27 protein-coding genes and 1 tRNA gene are annotated in these 25681 nt (G+C 69.0%); 19 read left to right on the plus strand and 9 right to left on the minus strand.

What is annotated here, in order from left to right; genetic code table 11:
• Position 1 precedes the first annotated feature (1 nt).
• Positions 2-430, minus strand: coding sequence for a DUF2267 domain-containing protein (locus AB0L65_RS37205; RefSeq protein WP_364255851.1), 429 nt, complete (start codon positions 428-430; stop codon positions 2-4).
• A gap of 170 nt (positions 431-600) precedes the next feature.
• On the opposite strand from AB0L65_RS37205, the gene AB0L65_RS37210 reads away from it, so the two are divergent.
• From AB0L65_RS37210 to AB0L65_RS37280, 15 genes are all read left to right on the plus strand, one after another.
• Complete coding sequence (locus AB0L65_RS37210; protein WP_364255398.1) at positions 601-3252, plus strand: AAA family ATPase; 2652 nt, start codon at positions 601-603, stop codon at positions 3250-3252.
• Positions 3253-3299: 47 nt separating this feature from the next.
• Positions 3300-3761: an Hsp20/alpha crystallin family protein gene (locus tag AB0L65_RS37215; RefSeq protein ID WP_364255401.1), complete on the plus strand. Its 462-nt coding sequence runs from the start codon at positions 3300-3302 to the stop codon at positions 3759-3761.
• A 19-nt stretch (positions 3762-3780) separates the two neighbouring features.
• Positions 3781-4254, plus strand: a complete 474-nt coding sequence (locus AB0L65_RS37220; RefSeq protein WP_364255404.1) for a general stress protein — start codon at positions 3781-3783, stop codon at positions 4252-4254.
• 19 nt (positions 4255-4273) lie between these two features.
• Positions 4274-6166 carry a molecular chaperone DnaK gene (dnaK, locus tag AB0L65_RS37225; RefSeq protein ID WP_364255407.1) on the plus strand — a complete coding sequence of 631 codons (1893 nt, stop codon included), beginning with the start codon at positions 4274-4276 and terminating at the stop codon, positions 6164-6166.
• A gap of 1 nt (position 6167) precedes the next feature.
• Positions 6168-6671 (plus strand): nucleotide exchange factor GrpE, encoded by a 504-nt coding sequence (locus AB0L65_RS37230; protein WP_364255410.1) that lies wholly within the window; start codon positions 6168-6170, stop codon positions 6669-6671.
• The gene (locus AB0L65_RS37235) at positions 6671-7609 is read left to right on the plus strand and encodes a DnaJ C-terminal domain-containing protein (RefSeq protein ID WP_364255413.1); all 939 of its coding nucleotides are present in this window, start codon (positions 6671-6673) and stop codon (positions 7607-7609) included. The genes AB0L65_RS37230 and AB0L65_RS37235 overlap by 1 nt, the downstream gene beginning before the upstream one ends.
• Positions 7606-7896: a chaperone modulator CbpM gene (locus tag AB0L65_RS37240; RefSeq protein ID WP_344985676.1), complete on the plus strand. Its 291-nt coding sequence runs from the start codon at positions 7606-7608 to the stop codon at positions 7894-7896. The genes AB0L65_RS37235 and AB0L65_RS37240 overlap by 4 nt, the downstream gene beginning before the upstream one ends.
• A 9-nt stretch (positions 7897-7905) precedes the next feature.
• Positions 7906-10524, plus strand: a complete 2619-nt coding sequence (gene clpB, locus AB0L65_RS37245; protein WP_357753727.1) for an ATP-dependent chaperone ClpB — start codon at positions 7906-7908, stop codon at positions 10522-10524.
• A 1-nt stretch (position 10525) separates the two neighbouring features.
• Positions 10526-10957: a thioredoxin gene (gene trxA, locus AB0L65_RS37250; protein ID WP_364255417.1), complete on the plus strand. Its 432-nt coding sequence runs from the start codon at positions 10526-10528 to the stop codon at positions 10955-10957.
• Positions 10954-12618 (plus strand): FAD-dependent oxidoreductase, encoded by a 1665-nt coding sequence (locus tag AB0L65_RS37255; protein ID WP_364255420.1) that lies wholly within the window; start codon positions 10954-10956, stop codon positions 12616-12618. The genes trxA and AB0L65_RS37255 overlap by 4 nt, the downstream gene beginning before the upstream one ends.
• A 5-nt stretch (positions 12619-12623) precedes the next feature.
• Positions 12624-13073: a DUF1931 family protein gene (locus tag AB0L65_RS37260; protein ID WP_364255423.1), complete on the plus strand. Its 450-nt coding sequence runs from the start codon at positions 12624-12626 to the stop codon at positions 13071-13073.
• Positions 13074-13214: 141 nt separating this feature from the next.
• Positions 13215-14066, plus strand: coding sequence for a zinc metalloprotease HtpX (gene htpX, locus AB0L65_RS37265; protein ID WP_364255426.1), 852 nt, complete (start codon positions 13215-13217; stop codon positions 14064-14066).
• A gap of 274 nt (positions 14067-14340) precedes the next feature.
• A complete protein-coding gene (locus AB0L65_RS37270) occupies positions 14341-15438 on the plus strand; it encodes a hypothetical protein (RefSeq protein WP_364255429.1) in 1098 nt (365 codons plus the stop codon).
• Positions 15439-15824: 386 nt separating this feature from the next.
• Positions 15825-16037: a DUF397 domain-containing protein gene (locus AB0L65_RS37275; protein WP_364255432.1), complete on the plus strand. Its 213-nt coding sequence runs from the start codon at positions 15825-15827 to the stop codon at positions 16035-16037.
• A 1648-nt stretch (positions 16038-17685) separates the two neighbouring features.
• Positions 17686-19059 (plus strand): tyrosine-type recombinase/integrase, encoded by a 1374-nt coding sequence (locus tag AB0L65_RS37280; protein ID WP_364255435.1) that lies wholly within the window; start codon positions 17686-17688, stop codon positions 19057-19059.
• 254 nt (positions 19060-19313) lie between these two features.
• Here AB0L65_RS37280 and AB0L65_RS37285 read toward each other — a convergent pair whose 3' ends face one another.
• The 3 genes from AB0L65_RS37285 to AB0L65_RS37295 form a co-directional block, all read right to left on the minus strand.
• A complete protein-coding gene (locus AB0L65_RS37285) occupies positions 19314-19859 on the minus strand; it encodes a GNAT family N-acetyltransferase (protein WP_364255438.1) in 546 nt (181 codons plus the stop codon).
• Complete coding sequence (locus AB0L65_RS37290; RefSeq protein WP_364255441.1) at positions 19856-20152, minus strand: hypothetical protein; 297 nt, start codon at positions 20150-20152, stop codon at positions 19856-19858. The genes AB0L65_RS37285 and AB0L65_RS37290 overlap by 4 nt, the downstream gene beginning before the upstream one ends.
• 155 nt (positions 20153-20307) lie before the next feature.
• Positions 20308-20381: transfer RNA gene (locus tag AB0L65_RS37295), tRNA-Ile, on the minus strand.
• Positions 20382-20786: 405 nt separating this feature from the next.
• Between AB0L65_RS37295 and AB0L65_RS37300 the strand changes: the two genes are divergently transcribed.
• Positions 20787-21128, plus strand: coding sequence for a histidine phosphatase family protein (locus AB0L65_RS37300; RefSeq protein ID WP_364255854.1), 342 nt, complete (start codon positions 20787-20789; stop codon positions 21126-21128).
• 126 nt (positions 21129-21254) lie between these two features.
• Here the strand turns inward: AB0L65_RS37300 and AB0L65_RS37305 are convergent, their stop codons facing one another.
• The gene (locus tag AB0L65_RS37305; RefSeq protein WP_364255444.1) at positions 21255-22187 is read right to left on the minus strand and encodes a LysR family transcriptional regulator; all 933 of its coding nucleotides are present in this window, start codon (positions 22185-22187) and stop codon (positions 21255-21257) included.
• A gap of 95 nt (positions 22188-22282) precedes the next feature.
• On the opposite strand from AB0L65_RS37305, the gene AB0L65_RS37310 reads away from it, so the two are divergent.
• A complete protein-coding gene (locus AB0L65_RS37310) occupies positions 22283-22510 on the plus strand; it encodes a DUF6158 family protein (protein WP_364255447.1) in 228 nt (75 codons plus the stop codon).
• Entirely contained in the window at positions 22507-22743 is a 237-nt protein-coding gene (locus AB0L65_RS37315) for a hypothetical protein (protein ID WP_364255450.1), read from the plus strand. Before AB0L65_RS37310 ends, AB0L65_RS37315 begins: the two co-directional genes overlap by 4 nt.
• A gap of 340 nt (positions 22744-23083) precedes the next feature.
• On the opposite strand, the gene AB0L65_RS37320 is transcribed toward AB0L65_RS37315, so the two are convergent.
• From AB0L65_RS37320 to AB0L65_RS37335, 4 genes are read right to left on the minus strand one after another with little or no spacing between them, the layout of a single operon-like run.
• Positions 23084-23245: a hypothetical protein gene (locus AB0L65_RS37320; protein WP_363963164.1), complete on the minus strand. Its 162-nt coding sequence runs from the start codon at positions 23243-23245 to the stop codon at positions 23084-23086.
• Entirely contained in the window at positions 23242-24000 is a 759-nt protein-coding gene (locus AB0L65_RS37325; protein ID WP_364255453.1) for a hypothetical protein, read from the minus strand. The genes AB0L65_RS37320 and AB0L65_RS37325 overlap by 4 nt, the downstream gene beginning before the upstream one ends.
• Positions 23979-24155 carry a hypothetical protein gene (locus tag AB0L65_RS37330; protein WP_364255456.1) on the minus strand — a complete coding sequence of 59 codons (177 nt, stop codon included), beginning with the start codon at positions 24153-24155 and terminating at the stop codon, positions 23979-23981. Before AB0L65_RS37330 ends, AB0L65_RS37325 begins: the two co-directional genes overlap by 22 nt.
• Positions 24137-24751, minus strand: coding sequence for a hypothetical protein (locus tag AB0L65_RS37335; protein WP_364255459.1), 615 nt, complete (start codon positions 24749-24751; stop codon positions 24137-24139). The genes AB0L65_RS37330 and AB0L65_RS37335 overlap by 19 nt, the downstream gene beginning before the upstream one ends.
• Before the next feature lie 67 nt (positions 24752-24818).
• On the opposite strand from AB0L65_RS37335, the gene AB0L65_RS37340 reads away from it, so the two are divergent.
• A complete protein-coding gene (locus tag AB0L65_RS37340) occupies positions 24819-25601 on the plus strand; it encodes a putative hydro-lyase (protein ID WP_364255462.1) in 783 nt (260 codons plus the stop codon).
• Positions 25602-25681 lie beyond the last annotated feature (80 nt).

Below are 25681 nucleotides of genomic sequence, written 5' to 3' on the forward strand. Positions count from 1 at the left end.
ATCAGGGCAGGATCGAGGCCAGGTCCTTCGGCATGGTGGACTTCACGTCCTCCCACTCACCGTCGGTAATGTGCCTCTTGAGTGCTTGCAAAACCTTTTTGACCAGGTCCTCCTCGCTCTCCTGGAGGTCGAAGGCCAGTTCGCCGCAGACGCGGTGGAGGAACTCCTCGCGATCGGCCTTGACCGGCACGGTGCTCGGCCGCCAGCCGTCGTAGTAGACCCCGCGGATCAGCAGCGGCAACTGGGCGGCGAGGTGGGCGCTCTCGTCCACGGTCAGCCGGTCGCGCAGGGCGTGCAGCACGGCGCGCAGGGCGGCGTAGGACTGGTTGCGGTGCTCGGGAGTCCAGCCGTGCGCCTCCTCGATCTCTCGCAGCACGCGGTTCGTTTTGTCGACCGTACGGTTGAACGGCGCATAACCGGTCTCCGCCATCTCCTTCACCCCTTCCTTACATCCTTGGGCATGCCTCGGCTCAAGGCTCGGCGCGGCGGACGGGAGGTCACATCCCCCAGCCGGGTAGTGGTCCCCCGCGGGTGTGAAAGATCTTGGCGGGCTTGGGATTCACCGTTCCCCGTCGTGGCAGGCGGCCATGGGGGGACAGCATGCGGGGACGCGATCGGGAGTGGCGTCAGGTCGATGGCCTGCTGCGGGTGTTGCTGCGAGGTGCGGGCGGGACGCTGCTGGTGGACGGAGAACCCGGATCGGGGAAGAGCCGGCTGCTGGCCGAAGCCGTCGCCGAGGCCTCTGAACGCGGCATCGGGGTTGTCCACGGCAGGGTGGAGGAGCTGGGCGAGGTCGCCCCGTGCGGCATGTTGCTGGAGGCCCTCGATCTGCGCTCTGAGCCGGAAGCGGGCGACACCGCCGCCCGTTTCGGTCCGCCGGTCCTGGAGCGGCTGCGGGCAGGGTTCGAGCAGCTGGCCACGTCACCGGTGCTGGCCGCGCTCGACGACCTGCAACGGGCGGACCCGGTGACGCTGAGGACGTTGCACAGCCTGCACGACCGGCTGGCCAACTGGCCCATCGGCTGGATGATGAGCCGCTCGACAGTGCTGGACGGGGGCCAGGCCGTGTCGCTGTTCGACATCCTGGAGCGGGAGGGGGCCGACAGGGTGACGCTCGCGCCGCTGTCACCGGACGCGGTCGCGGCGCTGACGCAGGACACGCTCGGGCGGTCGCCGGACCCGGCGACGCGGGCGCTGGCGGCGGCCGCCGGAGGCAATCCGCTGCTGATCACCGAGCTGTTCGCGGGGCTGCGCGAGGAAGGGCTGCTGGGGGACGCGGCGCGGGCCCACATGCCCGACCGGCTGCGGATGGTGGTGCGGCGCTGGATCGACACGCTGAGCGCGGAGGCCAGGAGCCTGATGGAGACGATCGCAGTGCTGGGCCGTTCGTTGTCGCTGGAGCACGCCGCGTCGCTGCTGGACACCACGCCCGCCGCGCTGCTCCCGATGACGGAGGAGGCCACGGCCGCGGGCATCCTCCTCGTGAGCGAGCACGGCCTCGCCTTCCGTCACGAACTCGTCGGGAACGTCGTCGCCGCGGGCATCCCCTCATCGGTGCGGCAGACCCTGCTCGACCAGTCCGGCGTTCTCATGGGCTCTGAGCGGCCGGGGTCGGCTGGCCTGCTCACCGGCCCGGCCTTCTCCGACATAGACGCGGCGGTCGCCAGTGGCCGGCTGGACGAGGCCGAGCAGATGGTGCGTGGCCGCCTCGCCGAGCACGGCTCCGTGTACGGGGTGGCCGAACTGCGCTGCCTGCTCGCGGACACCATGTACCTGACGGGCCGGGGTGAGGAGGCGATCCGCGAGGCCGAGACGGTGCTGGCGGTGCCGGGCCTCCCCCGCCACGTACGCGAGCGGGCGACCCTCGTGCATCTGTACGCCACGGTGCGCCTGCGGGAGGACGCCGGCTCGCGGTCGTTCGCGCAGGAGGTCATCGACGGAACGGATCGATACGGTCCCGCGGCCAGGACCGCCGCGCTGGTCGCCCTGGCCACCGCCGAGCGGCACGAGGGCAGGCTCACGGCCGCGCTGGCCCTGGCGGAGAGCGCCGGACGGCTGGCCGCCGCCGAGGCGCCCGAGGACCGCCGCTACGAGGCCTGCCTGGCCACCGTCGCCGTGCTCGTCGACATCCACCGGCTGGACGAGGCACGGACGATGCTCCGCCAGGCACGCAAGGACATGTTCGGCCACGGTCATCTGGCCTGGGCGGCGGACGCCGCGGCGCTGGAGGCCCGCCTGGAGCTGCTCGCGGGCCGTTTCGATGACGCGGTCACCCAGGCGAATAGGGCCCTGGACCTGGCCGGTGCGCTCATCACGCCGCTTTCGGCTGCGGCGGCCCGCGCCGTGCTCGCCGCAGTCGCGCTGCGGCGCGGCGACCTGCAGGGGGTGGCGCATCACGTCGCGGAACAGCCCGGGGGCACGGCCGAGGCTCGTTTCCGGCACGCCTTGCTGTCCGCGCAGCTCGCGGAGGCACGAGACGGGCCGCGCAGCGCTATGCCCCTGCTCGCAGAGCTGCCCCGCCCGCTGCTGCTCAGCATGGAGCCCGCCGCCGGCCCCTGGATGGTCCGGCTCGCCCTGGCCGCCGGCGACCGGGCGGCGGCCGAGCACGTAGTGGCCGCCGTCGAGGCCCTCGGCCGGGCCAACCATGAGTTTCCCACGCTTGCCGCCGCCGCGGCGCATGCCAGGGGCCTGCTCGACGGGGATCGCGACGCGCTGGCCCTGGCCGCCGGGCGGACCGAGGACGTGTGGGCGCGGGCCTCCGCCGAGGAGGATCTCGGCATGCTGCTCTCCACCGCCGGGCAGCGCGTGGCGGCGGCCGAGAGCCTGGACCGCGCCTTGGCCCTGTATCACGACATCGGCGCCCTGCGGGACTCCGCGCGCATCCGCCAGAGACTGCGCGGAATGGGGGTACGCCACCGCCACTGGAGCTACGCCGAACGCCCGGTCTCCGGCTGGGACAGCCTGACCGAGACCGAGCACGCCATCTCGTTGCTTGCGGCGGACGGATGGACCAACCCGCAGATAGCCGAACAGATGTTCATCAGTGTGCACACGGTCGCGTTCCACCTGAGGCACGTCTTCCGCAAGCTGAGCATCAGATCCCGGGTCGAGCTCGCGCGGCTCGCGGCGGAGCAGTCGAGGGACGCCTCGCCCGGCGGCGGCCGCGGCGCACGGGTCGCACGGAGTCGCGGCGATGACTACTCGGCTGGGGGATGTGCCCGCGAGACGCCTGGGCCAGGTTCGGAAATGTAGGTCGTCATATTTTTCGGCCTATTCAGGAACCCATCCAGGAGGTCCAGATGGCGCTGCTCGCAGTACGTCGCAGGGGCGGCGAGATGTTCCCCGCCCGCGAGATCGAAGACACCTACGACAGGCTCGGACAGCTCATGAACGCGGCTCTGGGCGAGGCTCTGGGCGCTCTTCCCGGCGATGGCGGCATGGGGGCTTGGGTGCCCATGGCGGACGTGTCGGAGACTGAAGACTCCTACATCGTGGAGATCGATGTCCCCGGAGCGCGCAAGGACCAGATCGACGTCCAGCTGTCCGAGCGCGAGCTGATCGTCACCGGGCAGGTCGAGGAGCAGGAGCGTCAGCGCCGGCACCGCAAGATGCGCAGGACCGGCCAGTTCGAGCTGCGCACGACGCTCCCGGGAGACGTCGACGCCGACCGCGTGGAGGCTCACCTGTCCGACGGTGTGCTGACCATCACCGTGCCCAAGGCGCAGGCCGCCAAGCCCAAGCACATCGAGGTTTCCGCCTGAGGCGGGGAGAGGAGGAGTCGTGCCCGTCGCGTCGTCAGGCCCCGCCACCACCAACCGGGAACCGATCGGGAGCTACCGCAGCTACGAGGAGGCGCAGAAAGTCGTCGACTACCTGGCCGACCATGGATTCCCCGTGCAGGGGACATTGATCGTCGGCGCCGGGCTGCGCTCGGTGGAGCGGGTTATCGCGCGGATGACTCTTCTGCGCGCGGCCGCATGGGGCGCGGCCGCCGGAGCCTGGTTCGGGCTGCTCATCGGTCTGTTCCTGGCGATTTTCTCGGTCACGGCCGCGGCAGCGTTGCCTCTGGTGCTCTGGGGGCTGGTGTGGGGCGCGGTGGCGGGATCGATCTTCGGGCTGGTCTCGCACGCCGTCCAGGGCGGCCGGCGGGACTTCGTCTCCGAGAGCACCCTCGTGGCCGACAAGTACGAGGTTCTCGTCGATTCGGAACACGTGGCCAGGGCCCATGAGCTGCTCCGGGCGATGAGTGGATAGCAGTACGAGGGAGCGAGTAATGGCGAAAGCAGTCGGCATCGATCTCGGCACCACGAACTCGGTGATCGCCGCCACGGTGGACGGCCATCCCACGGTGTTGCCCAACGCGGAGGGTTCGCGGACGACGCCGTCCGTGGTGGCCTTCACCGATCAGGGCGAACGGCTGGTAGGCCAGATGGCCCGCCGCCAGGCCATATTGAACCCGAAGGGAACGATCTATTCGTCGAAACGATTCATCGGCCGCCGCTTCGACGAGGTCAAGAGCGAGATCCACGCGGTCTCCTTCGACGTGGTCGAGGGACCCCAGGGAGCTGTGCGCTTCCAGGTCGGCGACAAGCAGTACGCGCCGGAGGAGGTCTCCGGCCTCGTCCTGCGGAAGCTGGCCGCCGATGCGGCGAAATACCTCGGTGAGAAGGTGACCGAGGCGGTCATCACCGTTCCGGCGTACTTCAATGACGCCCAGCGCCAGGCGACCAAGGATGCGGGGCGGATCGCGGGGCTCGAGGTCCTGCGGATCATCAACGAGCCGACGGCGGCGGCGCTCGCGTACGGGCTGGACAAGAAGACGAACGAGACCGTGCTGGTGTTCGACCTGGGCGGCGGCACCTTCGACGTCAGCATCCTGGATATCGGCGAAGGCGTGGTCGAGGTCCGCGCGACCTCCGGCGATGGCCACCTCGGCGGCGACGACTTCGACCGCAGGATCGTCGACCACCTGGCCGACGAGTTCCAGCGGGACCAGGGCATCGACCTGCGCAACGACCCGCAGGCCCTGCAGCGGCTCTTCGAGGCGGCCGAGAAGGCCAAGGTGGAGCTCTCGGAGGTCACCCAGACCACGATCAGCCTGCCGTTCATCACGGCGGACGCCTCGGGGCCGAAGCACCTCAACACCACGCTCATGCGCTCCACGTTCGAGCAGATCACCGCCGACTTGGTCGAGCGTTGCATCGCCCCCGTCAAGCAGGCGATGGAGGACGCGAAGCTCAGGCCCGTGGACGTCGACGAGGTGATCCTCGTCGGCGGGGCGACCCGGATGCCCGCCGTGCAGAATCTCGTGCGCCGGCTCACCGAGGGCAAGGAGCCCAACATGACGGTGAACCCGGACGAGGTCGTCGCGATCGGCGCGGCTGTCCAGGCGGGGATCATCAAGGGCGAGGTGCAGGACGTCGTCCTGCTCGATGTCACGCCTCTGTCGCTGGGCGTCGAGACGCTCGGCGGGCTCATGACCAAGGTGATCGAGCGCAACACGACCATTCCCGCGCGCCGTACCGAGGTCTTCAGCACGGCCGAGGACAACCAGAACGCCGTCGACATCGTCATCCTGCAGGGCGAGCGTGAGCGCGCCGCCGACAACCGGGTGCTCGGGCGCTTCCGGCTGGAGAACATCCGGCCCGCGCCGCGGGGGGTGCCGCAGATCGAGGTCACCTTCGACATCGACGCCAACGGCATACTCAACGTCTCGGCACGGGACAAGGACACCGGCGCCGAGCAGCGGATCACCATCAGCGAGAGCTCCAACCTGGACAAGTCGGAGATCGAGCGGATGGTCGCCGACGCCGAGCGGCACCGTACGGAGGACGTCAGGCTCCGCGAGACCATAGACGCGCGCAACGAGCTGGACTCGGTCGCGTACCAGGTGGAGCGCCGGATGGAGGAGCTGGGCGACGCGGTTCCCGTGCACGAGAAGGCGAGGGCCGGGCAGCTCGTGGAGGAGGCCCGGCAGGCGATCAAGGAAGAGGCGCCGATCGACCGGCTGCGCACACTCAGCGGCGAGCTGCAGCAGGTCTATCACAGCCTCGGAGCCGCCGCGGGCGGCGGGCCCAGCGTGCCGCCGCAGGACAGGACGGAAGGTGCCCCTGGCGGTGAGGAGGACGTGATCGACGCCGAGTTCACGACGTCGGAGCCCGAGTGACATGAACGAGCACACACCCCAGGCCCAGGCCGGCGCGCAGGGTGAGGAAGCCATCTCGCCCGCGGAGACCGACGCGAAGCTCGCGGAGCTGGAGGACCGCTGGCTGCGTGCCGTCGCCGACCTGGACAACCTGCGCAAGCGCATCTCCCGCGACGCCGAGCGGATCAGGGCGGAGGAACGGGCGAGGGTGGCGGCCGAGTGGCTGCCCATCCTGGACAACCTGGAGCTCGCGCTGAGCCACGCGGGCGACGGCGGCGCGGACGCGGTACTCGACGGGATACGGGCCGTGCGTGACCAGGCTGTCGCCCTCCTGGCCAAGCTCGGCTACCCCCGCCATGACGAGGCGGGCGTGCCCTTCGATCCCGCCCGCCACGAGGCGGTGGCCACCGTCGAGCGGGCCGATGCCGACCCGGGCACTGTGGTGGAGGTGCTCCGTCCCGGCTACGGCGATGCCGAGCGGCAGCTCAGGCCGGCGATCGTGGCCGTCGCGAAGAAGGTGGAGTGATGGCCCCACGGCGCGACTACTACGAGGTGCTCGGCGTGGGCAGGAACGCCGACGCCGACGAGATCCAGCGGGCCTACCGCAAGCTCGTGCGCGCCTATCACCCTGATGTCAACAAGGATCCCGGCGCCGAGGACAAGTTCAAGGAGATCTCGGAGGCGTACTCCGTGCTCTCCGATCCCGAGACGCGCCGCCGCTACGACGCGTTCGGGCACGATTTCCGCCAGGTGCCGCCCGATGTGGACCCCGCCGAGTGGGCCCGCGCCCGTGCGGGCGCCGGCGCGCGGGCCGGCGCGGGCGGCCAGTGGCGCCAGGCCCGGCCCGGGGACTTCGACTTCGGCGAGGGAGTCGACCTGGAGGACCTGCTCGGCGGCATGTTCGGGGGCCGGGGCAGACGGCACTGGGGCCCCGTGCCCGGTGCCGACCAGGAGGCGGAGCTGACGCTTTCCGTTGAGGAGGCCTACCACGGCGGGCGGCGCACCATCACGCTACCCGGCGGGAGGCGACTGGAGGTCAACATCCCACCCGGGGTCACCAACGGTCAGCGGATCAGGCTGGCCGGCCAGGGCGGGCATGGAAGCGACGGAGCGCCGGCCGGCGACCTCCTCCTGATCACGCGAATCGCCCCCCATCCCCGCTACCGCGTGGAGGGCCGCGACATCCACGCCTCGCTGCCTCTCGCTCCGTGGGAGGCGGCGCTGGGCGCCACGGTCGCGGTGGACACCCCGGGCGGCGAGGCGAAGGTGAAGGTGCCGCCGGGCACGTCCTCGGGCCGCCGCCTGCGGTTGAAGGGCCGCGGTATGCCAAATCCGCGCGGAGCGCCCGGCGCCTTCTTCGCCGAGGTCCGGATCATGGTGCCGGCCAGGCTCACGGACGAGGAGCGGCGCCTGTTCGAGCAGCTCGCCGCCGTCTCTCACTTCGACCCGAGGGGGCGTTCATGACGTACGCGATCGTCCGCCCGATCCGGCTCGACCTGGACTCCTACGCGCGGGCCACGGGCCTGCACCCGCAGGCCGTGCGCCGGCTGGTGACGCTCGGCCTGCTGGAGCCGACCAGGAACGCCAGGGGGGAGTTGTGCTTCGCCCCCTCCCAGGTGGCGACCGCGGCCCGGATCCAGCGGCTGCACGAGGGACTGTCCATCAACTACGCCGCGATCGGCGTGGTGATCGATCTCCTCGACCGGATCGAGGAGCTGGAGGCCGCCCTGCGCGGCCTCTCACGACGTTAGGGGGCTGGAGTGGACCCGAACAGGATGACGCAGAAGTCGCAGGAAGCCCTGCACGACGCCCAGACCAAGGCCCTGCGCTTCGGCCACACCGAGGTCGACGGCGAGCATCTCCTGATGGCCCTGCTCGACCAGCCGGAAGGTCTGGCACCCAGGCTGGTGGAGCAGGCCGGAGCCGATCCGCGGCGCCTGCACGCCGACCTGGAGGCCGAGTTGTCGCGGCGGCCCAAGGTCAGCGGGCCGGGCGCGGCGCCGGGCCAGGTGTTCGTCACCCAGCGCCTGTCGCGGCTGCTCGACGCCGCCGACCGGGAGGCGAGCCGGCTGAAGGACGAGTACATCTCTGTTGAGCACCTGCTGCTGGCCCTGATCGAGGAAGGACCCACGACCGTGTCCGGTCGGCTGCTGCACGAGCAGGGGCTGACCAGGGACCGGTTCCTGGAGGCGCTCACCTCCGTACGCGGTCACCAGCGCGTCACCTCGGCCATGCCCGAGGTCGCGTACGAGGCGCTGGAGAAGTACGGACGCGACCTGGTCGCCGATGCTCGGGCGGACAAGCTCGACCCGGTGATCGGCCGGGACACGGAGATCCGGCGGGTGATCCAGATCCTCTCCCGCAAGACCAAGAACAACCCGGTGCTGATCGGCGATCCCGGCGTCGGCAAGACGGCCGTCGTCGAAGGGCTCGCCCAGCGCATCGCCAACGGCGACGTCCCCGAGGGGCTGCACGACAAGACCGTCTTCAACCTGGACATGGGCGCGCTCGTGGCGGGCGCCAAGTACCGCGGGGAGTTCGAGGAACGCCTCAAGGCCGTGCTGAACGAGGTGAAGGCGGCGGAGGGCCGAATCCTGCTGTTCGTGGACGAGATGCACACGGTGGTGGGAGCCGGGGCGACCGAGGGAGCCATGGACGCGGGCAACATGCTCAAGCCGATGCTGGCCCGCGGCGAGCTGCACATGATCGGCGCGACCACGGTCGAGGAGTATCGCCTGCACATCGAGAAGGACGCCGCCCTGGAGCGCAGGTTCCAGCCGGTGCTGATCGACGAGCCCTCGGTCGAGGACACCATCTCGATCCTGCGTGGCCTGCGCGAGCGGCTGGAGGTCTTTCACGGCGTGAAGATCCAGGACAGCGCTCTCGTCGCCGCGGTGACGCTGAGCCACCGCTACATCTCCGACCGGTTCCTGCCCGACAAGGCGATCGACCTGGTCGACGAGGCGTGCGCGATGATCAGGACCGAGATCGACTCCATGCCGGCCGAGCTGGACGCCCTGACCAGGCGGGTGCGGCGGCTGGAGATCGAGGAGGCCGCCCTGGAGAAGGAGGAGGACCCGGCCAGCCGGGCCAGGCTCGCCGAGTTGCGCACGGAGCTCTCCGCCCTGCGTTCCGAGGCCGACGCGATGCGGGCGCAGTGGGAGGCCGAGCGCTCGGCCCTGCGCAAGGTCCAGAGCCTGCGGCAGGAGATCGAGCACGTACGGCGGGAGGCCGAGCAGGCCGAACGCGACTACGACCTCAACCGTGCCGCCGAGCTTCGCCACGGCAAGCTCCCCGAGCTGGAGCGCCGACTGCGCGCCGAGGAGGAGCGGCTGAGCAGCCGGCAGCACGGGCAGCGGCTGCTGCGCGAGGTGGTGACCGAGAACGAGATCGCGGACATCGTCTCGCGCTGGACCGGCATTCCCGTGTCCCGGCTGCAGGAGGCCGAGCGGGACAAGCTGCTCAAGCTCGACCAGATCCTGCACGAGCGGGTCGTCGGGCAGGAGGAGGCCGTTCGACTGGTGGCCGACGCCATCATCCGCGCCCGCTCCGGCATCAAGGATCCCCGTCGCCCCATCGGGTCCTTCCTCTTCCTCGGGCCGACCGGGGTCGGCAAGACCGAGCTGGCCAGGTCACTCGCGGCGGCCCTGTTCGACACCGAGGACAACATGGTCCGCATCGACATGAGCGAGTACCAGGAACGCCACACGGTCAGCCGCCTCGTCGGCGCCCCTCCCGGGTACGTCGGCTACGAGGAGGGCGGGCAGCTCACGGAGGCGGTGCGGCGCAAGCCGTACTCGGTGGTGTTGTTCGACGAGATCGAGAAGGCCCACGCGGACGTCTTCAACACGCTGCTGCAGGTCCTCGACGACGGCCGGCTGACCGACGCGCAGGGCCGCACGGTCAACTTCCGCAACGCCGTGATCATCATGACCTCGAACATCGGCTCGCACCACCTGCTCGACGGGATCACCCCCGACGGCGAGATCAAGCCCGAGGCCCACGACGGGGTGATGGCGGAACTGCGCCGGCACTTCCGCCCCGAGTTCCTCAACAGGATCGACGACGTCGTGCTGTTCAAGCCGCTGACCGAGGCGGAGATCGAGCGGATCGTCGAGCTGATGTTCAACGACATCAGGCAGCGCCTGGCCGAGCGGCGGCTCACGCTGGAGGTCACCGAGGACGCGCGCAAGCTCATCGCCAACCAGGGGTACGACCCCGTCTACGGCGCCAGGCCGCTGCGCCGCTTCATCGCCCGCGAGGTCGAGACCAGGATCGGCCGCGCACTGCTGGCCGGCGACGTCCCCGACGGCTCGACCATCACGGTCGGCGCCGACAAGGGGGAACTCAACGTCACCTTCCACTCGCCGAGGAGCTGACATGCACACCGTCGTGACCTGCGTGAACTGCGGGAGGCAGAACAGGGTTCCGGCCGCGGCCGAGGGCCGGCCCCGCTGCGGGAACTGTCACCAGCCGCTGCCGTGGATCGCCGACGCCGGCGACGACACCTTCGCGGAGGTCGCGGAACGGGTGCACCTCCCCGTACTCGTCGACTTCTGGGCGCAGTGGTGCGCGCCGTGCCGGGCGGTCACGCCCGCGCTCGAACAACTCGCCCACGAGATGGCCGGACGGGTGAAGCTCGTCAAGGTCGATGTGGACCGGGCCCCGGCCCTCTCGCAGCGCTTCACGATCACGGCCGTCCCGACGCTCATGATGCTCAACGAGGGCCGCGTCGTGGCTCAACGCGCGGGCGGGGCCCCGCCCGCCCAGCTCCGCGAATGGGTCGAGGGGACGTTGAGGACACGGTCATGATGGAGTCGGCGGCCTCCCTGTCCGAGACACCGGACCTGCATGGGGCCTATCCCCGTCTGGACGAGCGGCGCGTCGCCGAGCTGTCGAAATGCGGCGAGCGCAGATCCGTGTCGCCCGGCGACGTGCTCTACCGGGAGGGTGAGCCGGCCAGGGAGTTCATCGTGATCCTGCGGGGCAAGGTGGCCACGGTCGAGGGGTACGGCGGCGAGGAGGAGCGGACGATCGCCGTCCACGGCCCCGGACGCTTTCTCGGCGAGCTCGGCCTCCTCACCGGCCAGGCCGGATTCCTGACCGCCGTCGTGCGGGAGCCCGGCGAGATCCTGGCTGTTCCGGCCGACCAGGTGCGCACGATGGTGGCCGGTGACCCGGCGTTCGGAGACCTCGTCCTGCGGGCCTACCTGACCCGCCGCACCATGCTGATCGGGATGGACGCCGGGTTCCGCATCATCGGCTCCCGCTATTCTCCCGACGCCCGCCGGTTGCGCGAGTTCGCCGCCCGCAACAGGCTCCCGCACCGGTGGATCGACCTGGAGGAGGACGAGGAGGCGGAGGCGCTGCTGCGCCAGCTCGGCATCTCCCCGCAGGACACGCCGATCGTGATCTGGCGCGGAGACCAGGTGCTGCGCAACCCGACCACCGCCACGCTGGCCAAGACCATCGGCCTGCCCGCCCCGCGGCCCGGCGACGGCGTGTGCGACCTGATCGTCGTGGGCGCGGGCCCCGCCGGCCTGGCCGCGAGCGTGTACGGAGCCTCGGAGGGCCTGATCACGGTCGTGCTCGACGCGGTCGCCGCGGGCGGCCAGGCGAGCACCTCCTCCCGCATCGACAACTACCTCGGCTTCCCGTCGGGCATCTCGGGCGCCGAGCTCGCTGAGCGGGCCGTCATCCAGGCGGCCAAGTTCGGAGCCCGGCTGACCGTACCGGCCGAGGCGAGCGGACTGGAGGCCGACGACGGCCACTACAGCGTGCTCGTCGAGGGCGGGCCCGCCGTGCAGGGCCACGCCGTGCTCATCGCCACCGGTGCCCGCTACCGCAAACTCGACGTTCCCGACCTGGAGAAGTACGAAGGCTGCGGCGTCTACTACGCGGCGACGCCGTTCGAGCTGCGCATGTGCCGCCAGGCGCCGGTGGTCATCGTCGGCGGCGGCAACTCCGCGGGCCAGGCGGCACTATACCTGGCCAGGAACGCCTCGTCGGTGCGCATGCTCGTCCGCGGCGGCGACCTCAGCGAGAGCATGTCCCGCTATCTCACCGACGCGATCGGCCGGACGCCCGGCATCGAATTCATGTTCCATACCGAGGTACGCGAACTCCTCGGCGACGGCTCCCTGCGGGCCGTCCGCGCCCAGAACAACCAGACGGGGCAGTTCATCGAGATCGAGACCAACGCGATGTTCGTGTTCATCGGCGCGGATCCGCACACCGGCTGGCTGGCGGGCGCCGTCGCGCTGGACGACCGGGGCTTCGTCATCACGGGAAACGGCTCGTCGCACTGGGAGGCCCTTCCCCTGGAGGCCGGGCGGCCGGGCGTGTTCGCCGTAGGGGACGTTCGCAGCGGGTCGGTCAAACGCGTCGCGTCCGCGGTGGGGGAGGGTGCGATGGCCGTACGCCTGCTGCACGAAAGGTTCACCATGACAGGGCATCGACAGCAAGGACGGTGATCCAGATGCCAGTGATCGCGGTTTCCAGGTTCGAGCACTTCTTCCGCGCCGCCGCGGGACTAGACGTGGACAAATCCGATCTCAAGCGCTACAGCGACTTCATCAACCGGAAGCTGTACGACATGCTCGTCGTCGCCGAGGCCGCCGCGAAGTCGAACCGGCGCGACATCATCCAGCCCTGGGATCTGCCCATCACCAAAGGACTGCAGGAGAGCATGCACGACTTCCGGGACCTGGACGAGGAACTGGACCTGGCATCGATCCTGGCGGACCTCGCGGCGCTGCCTCCGCTGGATCTGTCGCTCGGCGAAGAAGCCGAGGCCCGGCTACCGGCCGTGGCGGGTGGGCTCTCCGTGGCGCTCGCCAGGGCGATCAGAACCATAGAGCCTGACCGCAAGAACCCGGGGAGCAAGGAGTGGACACGCACAATCCGTGTCTTCGACCTACTGCTATGACGAGATTCGGCGCGTTGCTGGTGCCTCTGCTCGCCACGCGATCGGATGGTGGCTGCTCGGGCACAGGCAGGCCTGGCCCACCCCACAGGGACGATGAGCTCGAGCGTGACGCAGTAGGTGTGTTCGAGAAAGGAGGATGCCATGCGTCACAACGGCTTGCGTACCGCAGTGCTGCTCGGCGCCCTGTCCGCTCTGATCATCCTGGTGGGGTGGTGGCTCGGTGGCAGCACCGGAATCCAGATCGCCGTCCTGGTCGCGCTCGTCAGCAACGGTGTCGCCTACTTCTTCTCCGACAAGATCGCGCTGTCGGCGATGCATGCCCAGCCTGTCGACCCCGCTGACTGGCCCGCGCTGCACCAGATGGTCCGCGAACTGTCGGAGGAGGCGCGCCAGCCCATGCCCCGGCTGTACGTTTCGCCGGTTCTGCAGCCGAACGCGTTCGCCACCGGCCGCAATCCGCGTCATGCCGCGGTCTGTGTGACCCATGGGATCACCCAGTTGCTGAACGAACGCGAGCTGCGCGCGGTCCTTGGGCACGAACTGTCGCACGTCTACAACCGCGACATTCTGATCTCCTCCGTGGCGGGGGCCCTGGCCACGATGGTCACCTACCTGGCCTACCTGGCCGAGTTCTTCGGCGGGGGAGACGATGACGAGGGTCCCGGCTTCCTCGGGACCCTCCTGATGATGATCCTCGGGCCGGTGGCGGCCGCGATGATCCAGATGGCCATCTCCCGGGCGCGGGAGTATCAGGCCGATGAGTCCGGCGCCCGGCTGACCCGTGACCCGATCGGGCTGGCCAGTGCGCTACGGAAGATCGATGCGGGCACCCGGCAACTGCCGCTGCCGGAGACCGGCCGGCTCTCCTCGACCTCGCACCTCATGATCGCCAACCCGTTCCGTGGCGGGGGCATCGGGAGGCTCTTCTCCACTCACCCACCGATCGCCGACCGGATCGCACGGCTGGAGGCCATGGCCGGTTACCGCCGCTGATCAGGGATCGGGGCCGGCGGGTAATTCCTCAGGGTGAGGGCAAGGGCAAAATTCTGCTCGAAACGGAGCGCCCGCTACCCGACGCGGGCAGCCTCACGATAAGAGGTGAAAGACGACCCGGAAGCCGCCAGGCGGGGCCACCACGTCTGGGGGTGCGATGATGGCACTTTCCGCCGCGAGGCGATGGCTGGACCGGTGGGGTGACCGAGTCCCCGGCTTGGGTCGATGGCGGCGTGGGCTACGCCGCTGGGTGCGGCGTGAGAGGCAGTTGCTGATGCCGACGGTGACGGTCACCGTCGGCTGCCTGGTGGCTTGGTGGATCTCCACCGAACTGATCGGCTCACCTCAGCCGGTGCTCGCTCCCACCGGCGTGCTGCTGTCGGTGACGGCGACCGCCTACAGCACCGTGGTCCAGGCCGTCCAGCAGACCATCGCGGTGCTGGTCGGACTGGCGGCTGCAATCGGCTTCGTGCAGGCGTTCGGCACCAGCGCCACCACCATGGCCGTCCTGGTCGCGGTCGCGCTGGTAGTCAGCAGAACCGTCGGCATACCGTGGCAGAACACACAGGCGCCCATCACCGCCCTACTCGTGTTCGCCCTGGGCCGCGAGTACGGCATGGTGCGGCTGCTCGACATTGTCATCGGCGCGCTCGTCGGAGCCACGCTCATACTGATGATCCCGCCCCGTCACGTGGGCCGGGCCGCTAAGGACCTGGCCGACCTGGCCGATGATCTCGCCGATCTTTGCTCCGAGCTGGCCGAAGGCGTCAGGCAATCTTGGACCGCGCACCAGGCGCAGAAATGGCTGGCCCGCGCCAGACGCATGTCCGTCAGGCTGCGTTCGGCCCACGAGAGCGCTGAACGAGCCACTGAGTCCCTGCGTTTCACCCTGCGTCGGGCGCGAACCCGCCAGCGCTTGCGCCGCATCATGCAGGCTGTCCTATGCCTGGAGCACGCCTGCCTTCAACTGCGCGGCGTCGCCCGTGCCCTCGCCGACCTGGCTGCCGGGGTTCGCGGCCTGCCAGGACAGCGCGAGACCGGCAGTTTTCCCCAGGTCTTCGCCGACCTGCTGGATGCGATCGGGAAGGCCTACGCCTGTTTTGAGCAACTGCTGGTCGCCCCTGGCAGCGGCGAGGACCTGGTCCGCCTGCGCGCCGCCGTAGCGGAAGGCGAGCGCCTCGAACGCGCTGCCCGCAAGCAGATGGCAAAGATCGATCCGCATTCACCCCTCTGGACGTTGTACGGCGCGCTGCTCGACGACTGCGTCCAACTGCGACATGAGGTCGATCCCGACGACGGGCCACATCGCAAGGCCATCCCCCCACGCGCCCGTGACCAAGCGGCCCGGCTCTCGTCACGTCGGCGACACTGACTTCCGCAGTCCAGCAGGTTCACCGGGGGTGTTGTCGGTCTGTACGCCGCGGCGCTTGACCTGAGTGATGGATCAAGTGTGACAGCTTGGCATGCGCAGCGCGGCCTCGTGTGACAGGTGGTGGCGCTGATCCATGAACTGCCCGACCAGCACCAGATCGACGCCTGCGGCGTGCCGCCACGGCCGCGCTGACCGCCATCGGCAAGTGGTTGGTGCTCTCGCTGCTGGCGGCACTGATGGTGCAGATGGCGGCCGGCATGTTCGCGTGCCGGGCAGCGTCCAGAAAGCCGGGCAACAGGCGCTCGGTCATGTACGAGTATTGAAGCGGTACAGGATGCTCTCCCCCAGAGGGCGTCGGTCGAATTCATCAGGAAGATGGTGGAGAAATGGACCTGACGGCCGAGCTGGAGACGGCGGCCTGGCGCAAGGCGACTCGCTCGACCGGAAACGGCGGAGACTGCATCGGAGTCGCACCACTGTCCGACGGCCGTGTCGGCATTCGCGACACCGAAGCGCCTGGCCAGGCTCCCTTCGTCGTTCGGCCCGAGGCATGGGCCGCATTCATAGACGGTGCGAAAAAGGGCGAGTTCGACTTCTGACCCCCTACCGACGCTAGCGAAGAGTGGGTTCGGTTGGGTGCCGAGGCCCTCCTCCCAGCCTGAACCACTTGACCGGAACGGCCTATGATCGTGTGCGCTCAGCCGAGCCCCGGACGCTCCGCACCAAGTCTCATGGGCCCCGCCCCGAGAACGAAGCAGCAACCGCAGGGGCCGCGGGCAGGCCGAAGATGATGCTTCGCAGAAGAGCAAACGAGCAGTTCCGTACTGCATAGGAGGCCAGAACGGCAGCCGCTGTGAAGTCGTGCGAATCCTGCCGAAGGCGGCTTGACCAGTGTTTGGACGGGTCTGCGATCAATTCGGGCGCGTCCCGCCCGCCGCCCCTTCCACTGGGTCCTTCTGTTGGGTGTCGTTTGGGTTTGGCTTTACGGCGCGGCCCGAGGTGGCCGATCGTCGATAGCGCAAACCGGGACAGTTCGCTCTCGTGATCGGCCCGTCGATGTGCCGGACGCGTGCCGAAGAGCATGTGACGAGCATGGACTCGGCCATCTTCGCCTCGCAAAAGACGGTCGAGAATCGAGAAAGTGCAGGTCAGATGGGGTGTGGAGTGGTAGGGCGCCCGGGGCTCGAACCCGGAACCTACGGATTAAAAGTCCGTAGCTTTGTTCCTGCATGTCAGAGCGTGCCGTGTTCTGTCGCACGGGGTTCAGAAGTGCCAGCACAAATGCATTGAATCTGGATGTTCCTTCATGAAGTGCTGGCGGCGATTTATCCGTGAATGTCATGGATTCGAAAGCGTGAGCCGCTGTTGGTTGCTCGGGCTGCCCGGTGTGGAGTCCGATGCCGGATTTGACTCAAGGTTGGCCTATCGCGCTGTCCTAACTCGGCCGTTGTGGCCGGTATTTAAATAAGTGACAGGGATGAGTTCGCTCGCCGGATTGGGGGATCCGATGGTGACTGTACAGCTCAGCCACTTCGCCGAATCTCGATGCTGTGCCTTCCCCACCAGTGGAGATCGCCGTCACGTGATCAGGGCGTAGCCCTCCGCGCGAGGCCGGCGTCCTGCGACCGAGGCAAGCAGCAGCACGCCCCAGGCTCGGCCGGGGCGTGGGCCGGGACATGTGACCAGCGGATATCGCTTGACATGGGCAATGGAGGTGGGCGTCGATACCGACCGTCCCCGGGCCATCCGGTGGCCCCGAACATCCCCGCTGCGGGCCCCATAACGGGCCTGTGCGGGCCGACCGGGACCGCCCTTCGGCCCGGGGCACGGCAATCCCCACTCCGGGCCGTCGGACGGCGGCCGCGCGGTGATGGGCCGGGTACGCGATGCCGCCGGTGGCGTCCTGCCCCGGTCATACCGGCGCCGGCGGCTATCGGAGGGGGCCGGCGGGGGTCGCGGGGATGGGGGAGCGCCGGAGGAAGCGCGGCGTCGAGCGGTCGGCGACGCGAGGTCAGCGAACTAGGGAAAGGCGCGACAGCGACGATGAACGGAACCACCTTCAAGACGTGTTCCTGCCGGGACGAGGCGACCGGCAAGAAACTGGGCAAGGCCTGCCCGAAGCTGCGCCGCCCGGGCGGCGGGGAGTGGTGGAGCAGCACCCATGGCCGGTGGGCCTACCAGCTGGAGCTGCCCGCGCACGCCGACGGCCGGCGGCGTAACCCGCTGCGAAGGCGTGGTTTTGCCTCGTTGGAGGAGGTCGAGGCTGAGCTGGAGCACGCTCGCGCGCTGCTGGCGCTGGATGAGGACCCGCATATCCAGCGGAAGGTCACCGAGCTGCTGCTGTCGGTGCTTAAGGACAGCAAGGCGTTGCCGCCGGTGGAGGAGGTACGGCGCAAGGTCCGCACCCGCCAAGACCTCAACCCCACCGTCACGGTCGCCGAATGGATGCAAGAGTTCCTGCGGCGCAAGCGGAAGATCGATGCCACTACGCGCCGCTCGTATGAGGCGCACATCCGCCTGTACTTCAGTCCGTATCTGGGTGACATCCGGCTGGATCGGCTGCGCGTGTCCGATGTGGCGGGGATGTTCGATGCGATCGAGGAGTTCAACGACGTCATCACCACCGCCCGCACAAGCGGCGACGTGGAGCAGCGGGCGCGGGTGCGGTACCGGCGGCCGGTCGGCCCGGCCACCATGCACCGCATCCGCGCCACCCTGCGGCACGCGCTCAATATCGCCATCAAGCAGGACCGGCTGATCGACTTCAACCCCGCCGCGGTCGTCGAACTCCCCGACGCCGACCGCCCCAAAGCACTGGTCTGGACCGACGAACGGGTCACCGACTGGAACCGCGAACTACACGACCGGCTCGATGTCGAGCAGCAGCGGCGCGGGGCCCGGCTCAGCCGCGCCAGCATGATCAACGTGTACGCGTCCGTCCCGCGACCATCGCCCGTGATGGTCTGGACACCCTCCCACACCTACACCTTCCTCGCCCAGGCGGCCACCCACCGGCTGTTCGCGCTCTATCGGCTGATCGCCCTACGTGGGCTACGCCGCGGCGAGGCGGTCGGGCTGCGCTGGAAGGACGTCGACCTGTCCGCCGGGACCGCCGGGGTGCACTGGCAGATCACCCAACTGGGCTGGGAGCCGGTACAGGGCAGACCGAAGACCGAGGCCAGCGACCGCACCATCGCCCTCGACGAAGACACCGTCAGCGCGCTGCGCGGACACCGCAAGCGCCAAGCCGCCGAACGCTTGGCCGCGGGCGAAGCCTGGACCAACAGCGGATTCGTCTTCACCGACGAGATCGGCCATCCGCTGCATCCACAACAGGTCAGCGACCACTTCTACCAACTGGCCTTCCAGGTGGGACTGCCACCAGTGCGGCTGCACGACCTCCGCCATGGCGCCGCCTCCCTCATGCTCGCCGCCGGGGTCGATCTCAAGGTCGTGCAGGAGACCCTCGGCCACGTCTCCTCCACATTCACCCGCGACACCTACACCAGCGTCTACCCGGAGGTGGCCCGGGCCGCCGCAGAATCCACTGCCGCCCTGGTCAACACCGCAGCGGCCAGCGCCCAGACGGCTCGGCTGATCACCCTGCCGACCCAAACCTGAGACACCATCACCTGAACCACTGAACCCAGCAGGCCCGCCGATCCTCCGGCGGGCCTGTCTCTTGTCCTCAAGATTCTCTACGACTGTCCAACGGCGTCCGCTGCCATCCCTCCGGCCCTGGTCGGCGGCGTGTTCGCCAAGATCCCGGTCCACTAGTGTCTACGGCTGTTCGGGGTCGTTGTTTACAACCGCGTTAGCAAGGTCACCTAACAAGGTGCTCTCCGGGGAGTAGATCGCGGCCGGTGCTCACGTTTCTACCTCGGGTCGAGCTCGCGCGTCATCCAGATCGTGTTGCCGTGTTCGGCGTCCTCGGTGATGCGGTCGCTCCGGTGGAAATCGAGCTTCTCGAGGACGCGGAACGAGGGTGCGTTCCATTCCCGCACGGTCGCCCAGAGTCGTCGACGTCCTGTTCGAGTGGCGGCTTCCATGACCGCACGGGCGGCTTCTGTCGCGTAACCATGGCCGTGAGCTCGTTGTGCCAGCTCGTACGCGATCTCAGGTTCGTCGAAAGATCCCTGGCCGACAGTCAATCCGCAATACCCAATGAACTCACCGGTGTCTCGCAGCTCGATCGGCAGCAACCCGAGCCCCGGATCCGCCTCCAGCGGATTGTCGAGGAGCCAGCCATGGATGTCCTCGACCGTCGGGCGTCCCTCGGCGTCGATCCGCCGTACCGGCGGCACTCGCGGATCCCGCTCAAGCCACAACCCGCGGTACTCTTCGGCATCCGACGGCACCCACCGCCGCAATCGCAGCCGCTCGGTCACTAGCTCCGCGGGTAGATCCTCATAGGTACTCATCCGACAAACCTAACCTGGTGCTGGCCAAGGCCGGATGCCGACTGCATGGGGCGGACGTAGAGCTGCTCAACTGCGTCCGCCTTGGTCGATCGTCTATCGAGCCGATCGATCTCTAGCCTGCGCGGAGAACGGGCCGAGAAGAGCGCCGCGAGAAGCAGCGGATCTTTTATCTGCTGGTCACCAGCGGCCTGGCCAGCAAGACGAGCCGACTTGGACAAGGCTTGACCGCCCATCAAAGCAACGCTGACCAGCGACGCCGTCCAGTCCTTCTGGCTTGATCTTCTGATGGTCATCTCTGGGGTCTGAGCTGACGGTGGCGGCCTAAATGATCTACCGCGGTACACGGTCTGTACACAAGAGCAACCACCGAGCAACCAACCATGATCAACAACGAGGTTGGAGGCCGGCGGAAACCGAGAAACCCCAGGTCGAACGCGGTATTGAAGAGTAGGGCGGGTGGGACTTGAACCCACGACCCACGGATTATGAGTCCGATGCTCTGACCGGCTGAGCTACCGCCCCTGGATTAAGTTGTGTGACGTGCGGTGGGACGTCGGAAGACCGCGCCGAGCCCCTGCGCATGCTAAGGCTAGAGCATCGGATGCGGTCGTGGCGTCCGGTCGAACGGGAGACGGGTCTCCGCGGATATCATTCCATGCCCGGCAGTGTTGTTGGAGCCTCGGTCGATCATATTCGGGGTCTTCGCTACCAGCGGAGTCGTAAGGGATTGATGGGGCGGTAGCGTCTGGGCGTGGCCGTGACGCTGGGTTACGAGACTCACTCCATCGCCGTGGACAACGAAACGGGCCTTGCCACCGGGTGGTTGCTGGGTGAGTTGTCTGCGCGGGGCTGGAGCTGGGGGAGTGGCGGACGGCGGTGGATGTCGTTTGCGCCTCCGAGCTGGGGCGGGGCGTGTAGACGGCGGGGATCGCTTTTGCGGGCAGCGGCAAGGAGGTCAGGCTCGATCGGTGGCTCAGGGAGTGCGATTACGGGATCTACAACGGGCGGCCGGTCGATGAGGTGGCGGCGTTGCGGAGTAGGCACATCGATATGCCGTGGCCTGGCGGGCAGAGCTATCGGCAGGTTGTGGCGGAGATGGCGGGGTTTCTGCGGGAGTTGATGGACGAGTGGCAAGGGGGTCTGGTGCTCGTGGTGTCGCATCCCGTCAATCGGTGGGCGCTGCTGAATTTGCTGGATGGGGCTCCGTTGGAGGAGTTGGTTGACGCGCCGTTCGGGTGGCGGTCGGGGTGGGAGTACAGCATCGCCTGAGGTGGGGTGGTGTGCGGGGGAGGGTGGGGTGCCCTCCCCGGGGTGGTGTTTTGGGTTCAAGGGGTGGGGGTGGAGTCCGGGGTGGATGGTCGTCTTCGGGGCGGGGCGCGACTTGCGGAGTGGGGCTTATGGGGCGGTGCCGTAGCTGGGGTTGCGGACCAGCCAGTCGTGGTAGATCGGGCTGCGGCGTACGGCGTCCATGTGGGCCTGTTTGGCCTGTGCCACCACCCAGTCGGCCTTGGGGGCGGTGGGGTGGTGGCCGAGGAGTTGGCGCCAGCGCAGTGGCGCGCCGGCGAACGGCACCATGGTCAGGCCCTGGGCGGCCTGGTGGGTGGCCTGGCAGAGCACGACCGCGCGGCCGACCTGGGCGAGGTGGGTGCAGGTTGACACGTCGGTCTCGTAGATCGTGCCCGGGGTGAACCCCGCCCGCGCGCACGCCGTGGCGAAGCAGTCGGCGAAGCAGCCGTCGCCGGGCGTCACCGCCCACTGTTCGCCGGCGAGGTCGGCGAGCTCCACCTCCTTTTCCTTGGCGGCCGGATGGTCCTCGCCGACCAGGCAGAACACGGGGTCGAGGCTGATCGTCTCCCACATGAGCGCGCCGGTCGGGGTGCCGGAGTCGCCGCAGGCGCCGGTCAGCACGTAGTCGAGGCGGCCGAGTTCGACCATGCTGGTCAGCTCGTGGGCCGACCAGGAGGTGTACGTGCTGACCGCCCCTTCCGCGGCGAGCCGATCGACCAGGCCGCCCAGTATGGGGCCGTTGGTGGCGCCGATGCGGAATCCGGGGGAGGGGGCGGCGGCGAAACGTACGGCTTCCTCCTGCAGTTCCTGCGCCGCGGGAAGCAGTACTCGTGCCCTGGAGAGCACGAGCTCGCCCAGCCTGGTGGGTCGCGCGCCATGCCTGTCGCGCTCGAACAGCGTGCCGCCGAGCACCCGCTCGATGCGCTTGAGCTGGGCGGTCAGGGCCGGCTGGGCCAGCCCGAGCTGGGATGCGGCCTTGCTCACACTTCCCGCGTCCGCGACCGCACGGACGATCCTGAGGTGCCTGAGCTCGAGGTCCATAAGGGGACGGTAAGGCGGCGATCTCTTACAAACAATGCCCATATGTCAGGAAATGTGACAGATATTGTCGAGGGTCTCTGGGGTAGGGGGAGCCCATGACGACGATGGGAATAGATCCGGCGCAGCTCAGCGACGACGATCTGGTCCGCGAGCTGCGGCAACTGCACGTCACCCGGAGCGACACCTTCTTCCACGGGTCGGACGACGCTCTGGCGGTGCACACGTCCCGGATGAACGAACTGGAATCCGAGTACCTTCGCCGCAACCCGGACCGTGAGGTCGACCCGAACCGGCTGAGGGAGGGGGCGAGACAGCGATCATGATCGAGGTCCACGATGTGCAGGCTCTGTCGGACGTCGACGTCTACGTCTACGAGGCGGTGGCGTCCCTGGCGGTGGAGCACGGCATGGCGGTACCGGCCGCGTTGGTGCGGGCGTCCGGGCTGACCGAGGAGCAGGTGCGCGAGAGCCTCAAGCACCTGATCGAGCATGGGTACGTGGTGCCCAGGCAGGGCGGGTACGTCCTTGGGGCTCATACGTTCGAGGTCGAGTACTGAGGGTCTGACGGTCTGAGGGTGCTGAGGCATCGTCGGCCGTCCCCGGCGCGCGTATGAGCGGTCCACCCGGTCCGCCCGTCCACCCGGTGTGCTGATCGCGCGCTGCCTGGACGAGATCTCGGCGATGTGATCGCGGCGCGTAGGGCCTGCGACGAACGGGCGAACCGAGCTGGTCAGAGCCGTCTGGCCCGGACCGGTGCCATGAAAGGTGCCGGTCAGGGCCGACGGGCGGGGCCGCGAAAGGTGCCGGTCAGAGCTGCCGGGCCGGGGCCATGAAAGGTGGCTGCCGGGCCGGGGTCATGAAAGGTGCCGGTCAGGGCCGGGGCCCCGGAGAGGGCGGTCAGAGGCGTCTGGCTCGGGCCCAGGCCACGAACGCGCCGCCGAAGACGGCCATGGCGAGGCCGGTCCACAGGTTGATCGCGCTCCCGAGCGCCCCTGCGACGACGAGGATCACCCCGTACACCAGGAACAACCCGCCGATCACCATCCGGATGTCACTCACAGGATCACCCCGTACATCACAACGGCCAGGACGAGGGCGCCCGTGCCGAGCAGCACCGGCGAGCGGTACCAGCGCGCGTCGCCCGCGAGCGCGTCGTCCTCCAGGTCGGTGGCGTTGAGCCCGTACACGAGCCCGCGCAGCTCCTCGGCGGGCTTGGGCGTGGTGACCAGCGTGACCGCCACGGACACGATCACGTCCACGACGAACGCCAGGCCCGCGCCCCAGAAGCTGGCGTTCAGCTCGGTGCCGAAGTCCACGATCCCGGCCTTGAACGCGATGTACGACGCGAAGGCTGCCAGCGTGCCGGCGAGCAGCCCCCAGAAGCCGGCCCACGGCGTCATCCGCCGCCAGAAGAGCCCGACGATGAACGTCGCGAAGAGCGGCGCGTTGAAGAACGAGAAGAGGGCCTGCAGGTAGTTCATGATGTTGGAGTAGCCGGCCGCGATGAACGCCGTCCCGACGCCCAGCGCCACGCCCGCCACGGTCGCGATCCGGCCCACCCGCACGTAGGAGCCGTCGTCGCGGTCCGGCCGCAGGTGCGACTGCCAGATGTCGTTGGTGAACACCGTGTTGAACCCGCTGATGTTGGCCGCCATCCCCGCCATGAACGAGGCCAGCAGCCCGGTCACCGCGACCCCGAGCACGCCGTTCGGCAGCAGGTCCCGCATGAGCATCGGGATCGCGTTGTTGTACGGCTGCCCCTGCCCCCAGCCGCTGAACAGCACCAGCGCGATCATCCCCGGCAGCACCGCCACCAGCGGGATGAACAGCTTCGGGTACGCGGCAGGCCGCCCTCGCCGAGCGGGCTCTGCCGTACCTTGTCCGCCAGCCCCGAGAAGCCGCCCACCTTGATCAGCCCGAGCACGGTCAGCGGGATCAGCCCGGCGAGGATCACGAAGAACTGCAGCACCTCGTTATAGGCGCGGAGCCCCGCTGCCTCTCGTGGACCGCTGAACGCGGCCCACGATAGATCGCCGAGGAGAGCCCGCCGAGCGTGATGTACGCCAGCACGATCACCGCCGAGACCACCACCGAGACCGGCAGCGGCCAGCCCAGCAGCGCCTCCATGACCAGGGCGAGCGCGTAGAGGTTCACGCCCGCGATGAGGATCTGCGCGACCGCGAACGTGATCGCGTTCAGCAGCTGCGTGGCGCCGTTGAAGCGCTTGCGCAGGAACTCGGGGACGCTGCGGACCTTGGAACGGTAGTAGAAGGGCATCATCACGATGCCGAGGAACACCATGGCGGGCACGGCGCCGATCCAGTAGTAGTGCACGGCCATGGCGCCGTACTGCACGCCGTTGGCCACCATGCCGAGGATCTCGATCGCGCCCAGGTTGGCCGAGACGAACGCGAGCCCGGTGATCCACGCGGGCAGGCCGCGCCCGGCGAGGAAGAAGTCGAGACTGGAGCTGATCCGTTTGCGGGCGGCCAACCCGATGACGAGCACGGTGGCGAAGTAGATGGCGATGAGGACGTAGTCGAGGAGGTTCACGTCGAGACGCACGGCAAGCCCGCTGCCCCGGAAACGCCCGGCATCACGCGGAGCTGTCACGCGGGCGTACTGTCGAGGTGTGGACGTCGCCGATCTCAGCCCGGCGCAGGCGCGGGAGCGCTTCCGCGCCGGTGAGCGCGTGCCCACGGCGGGATGGTGCCTGGGGTGGACGCAGGCCAACCTGATCGCCGTGCCCCGGCGGCTGCGGTACGAGCTGCTGCTGTTCGCCCAGCTCAACCCGCAGGCGTGCCCCATCCTGGACGTGGGGGAGCCGGGCGCCTGGTCCACGCCGTTGTTCCCCGGCGACCTCCGTACCGACCTGCCCGGATACCGGCTCTACCGCGACGGCGAGCCGGTCGCGGACCTCGGTGACGTGGTGGAGCGGTGGCGGGACGACCTGGTGCCGTTCCTCATCGGGTGCAGCTTCACCTTCGAGCGGGCGTTGCTCGCGGCCGGGGTGCCGGTGCGGCACCTGGAGCTGGGGACGAACGTGCCGATGTACGTCACGGACGTCGCCTGCACGGCGGCCGGGAGCCTGTCGGGGCCGCTGGTCGTGTCGATGCGGCCGGTGCCGGACGAGCTGGTGAAGACCGCGATCGAGGTGAGCGGGCAGTATCCGCTGGTGCACGGGGCGCCGGTGCACGTCGGGGACCCCGCGGGGATCGGGATCCACGATCTGGCCCGGCCGGACTTCGGCGATCCGGTCGAGGTGCGGGAGGGGGAGGTGCCGCTGTTCTGGGCGTGCGGGGTGACGCCGCAGGCGGCGGTCATGGCCAGCGGCGTCGAGTACGCGATCGGGCACCTGCCGGGGCACATGGCGATCCTGGACGCCCGCGACGACGACTACCACGTATCTTCCTGACACCCGCGTACGCGGATTTGCGTACGCGGGTGCCTCGTCTCGGCGGACGACCCCGGGCACTGCCCAGGTCAGACTTCTTG

This window comes from Nonomuraea sp. NPDC052116 (assembly GCF_040680035.1).
Classification (GTDB): domain Bacteria; phylum Actinomycetota; class Actinomycetes; order Streptosporangiales; family Streptosporangiaceae; genus Nonomuraea; species Nonomuraea angiospora_A.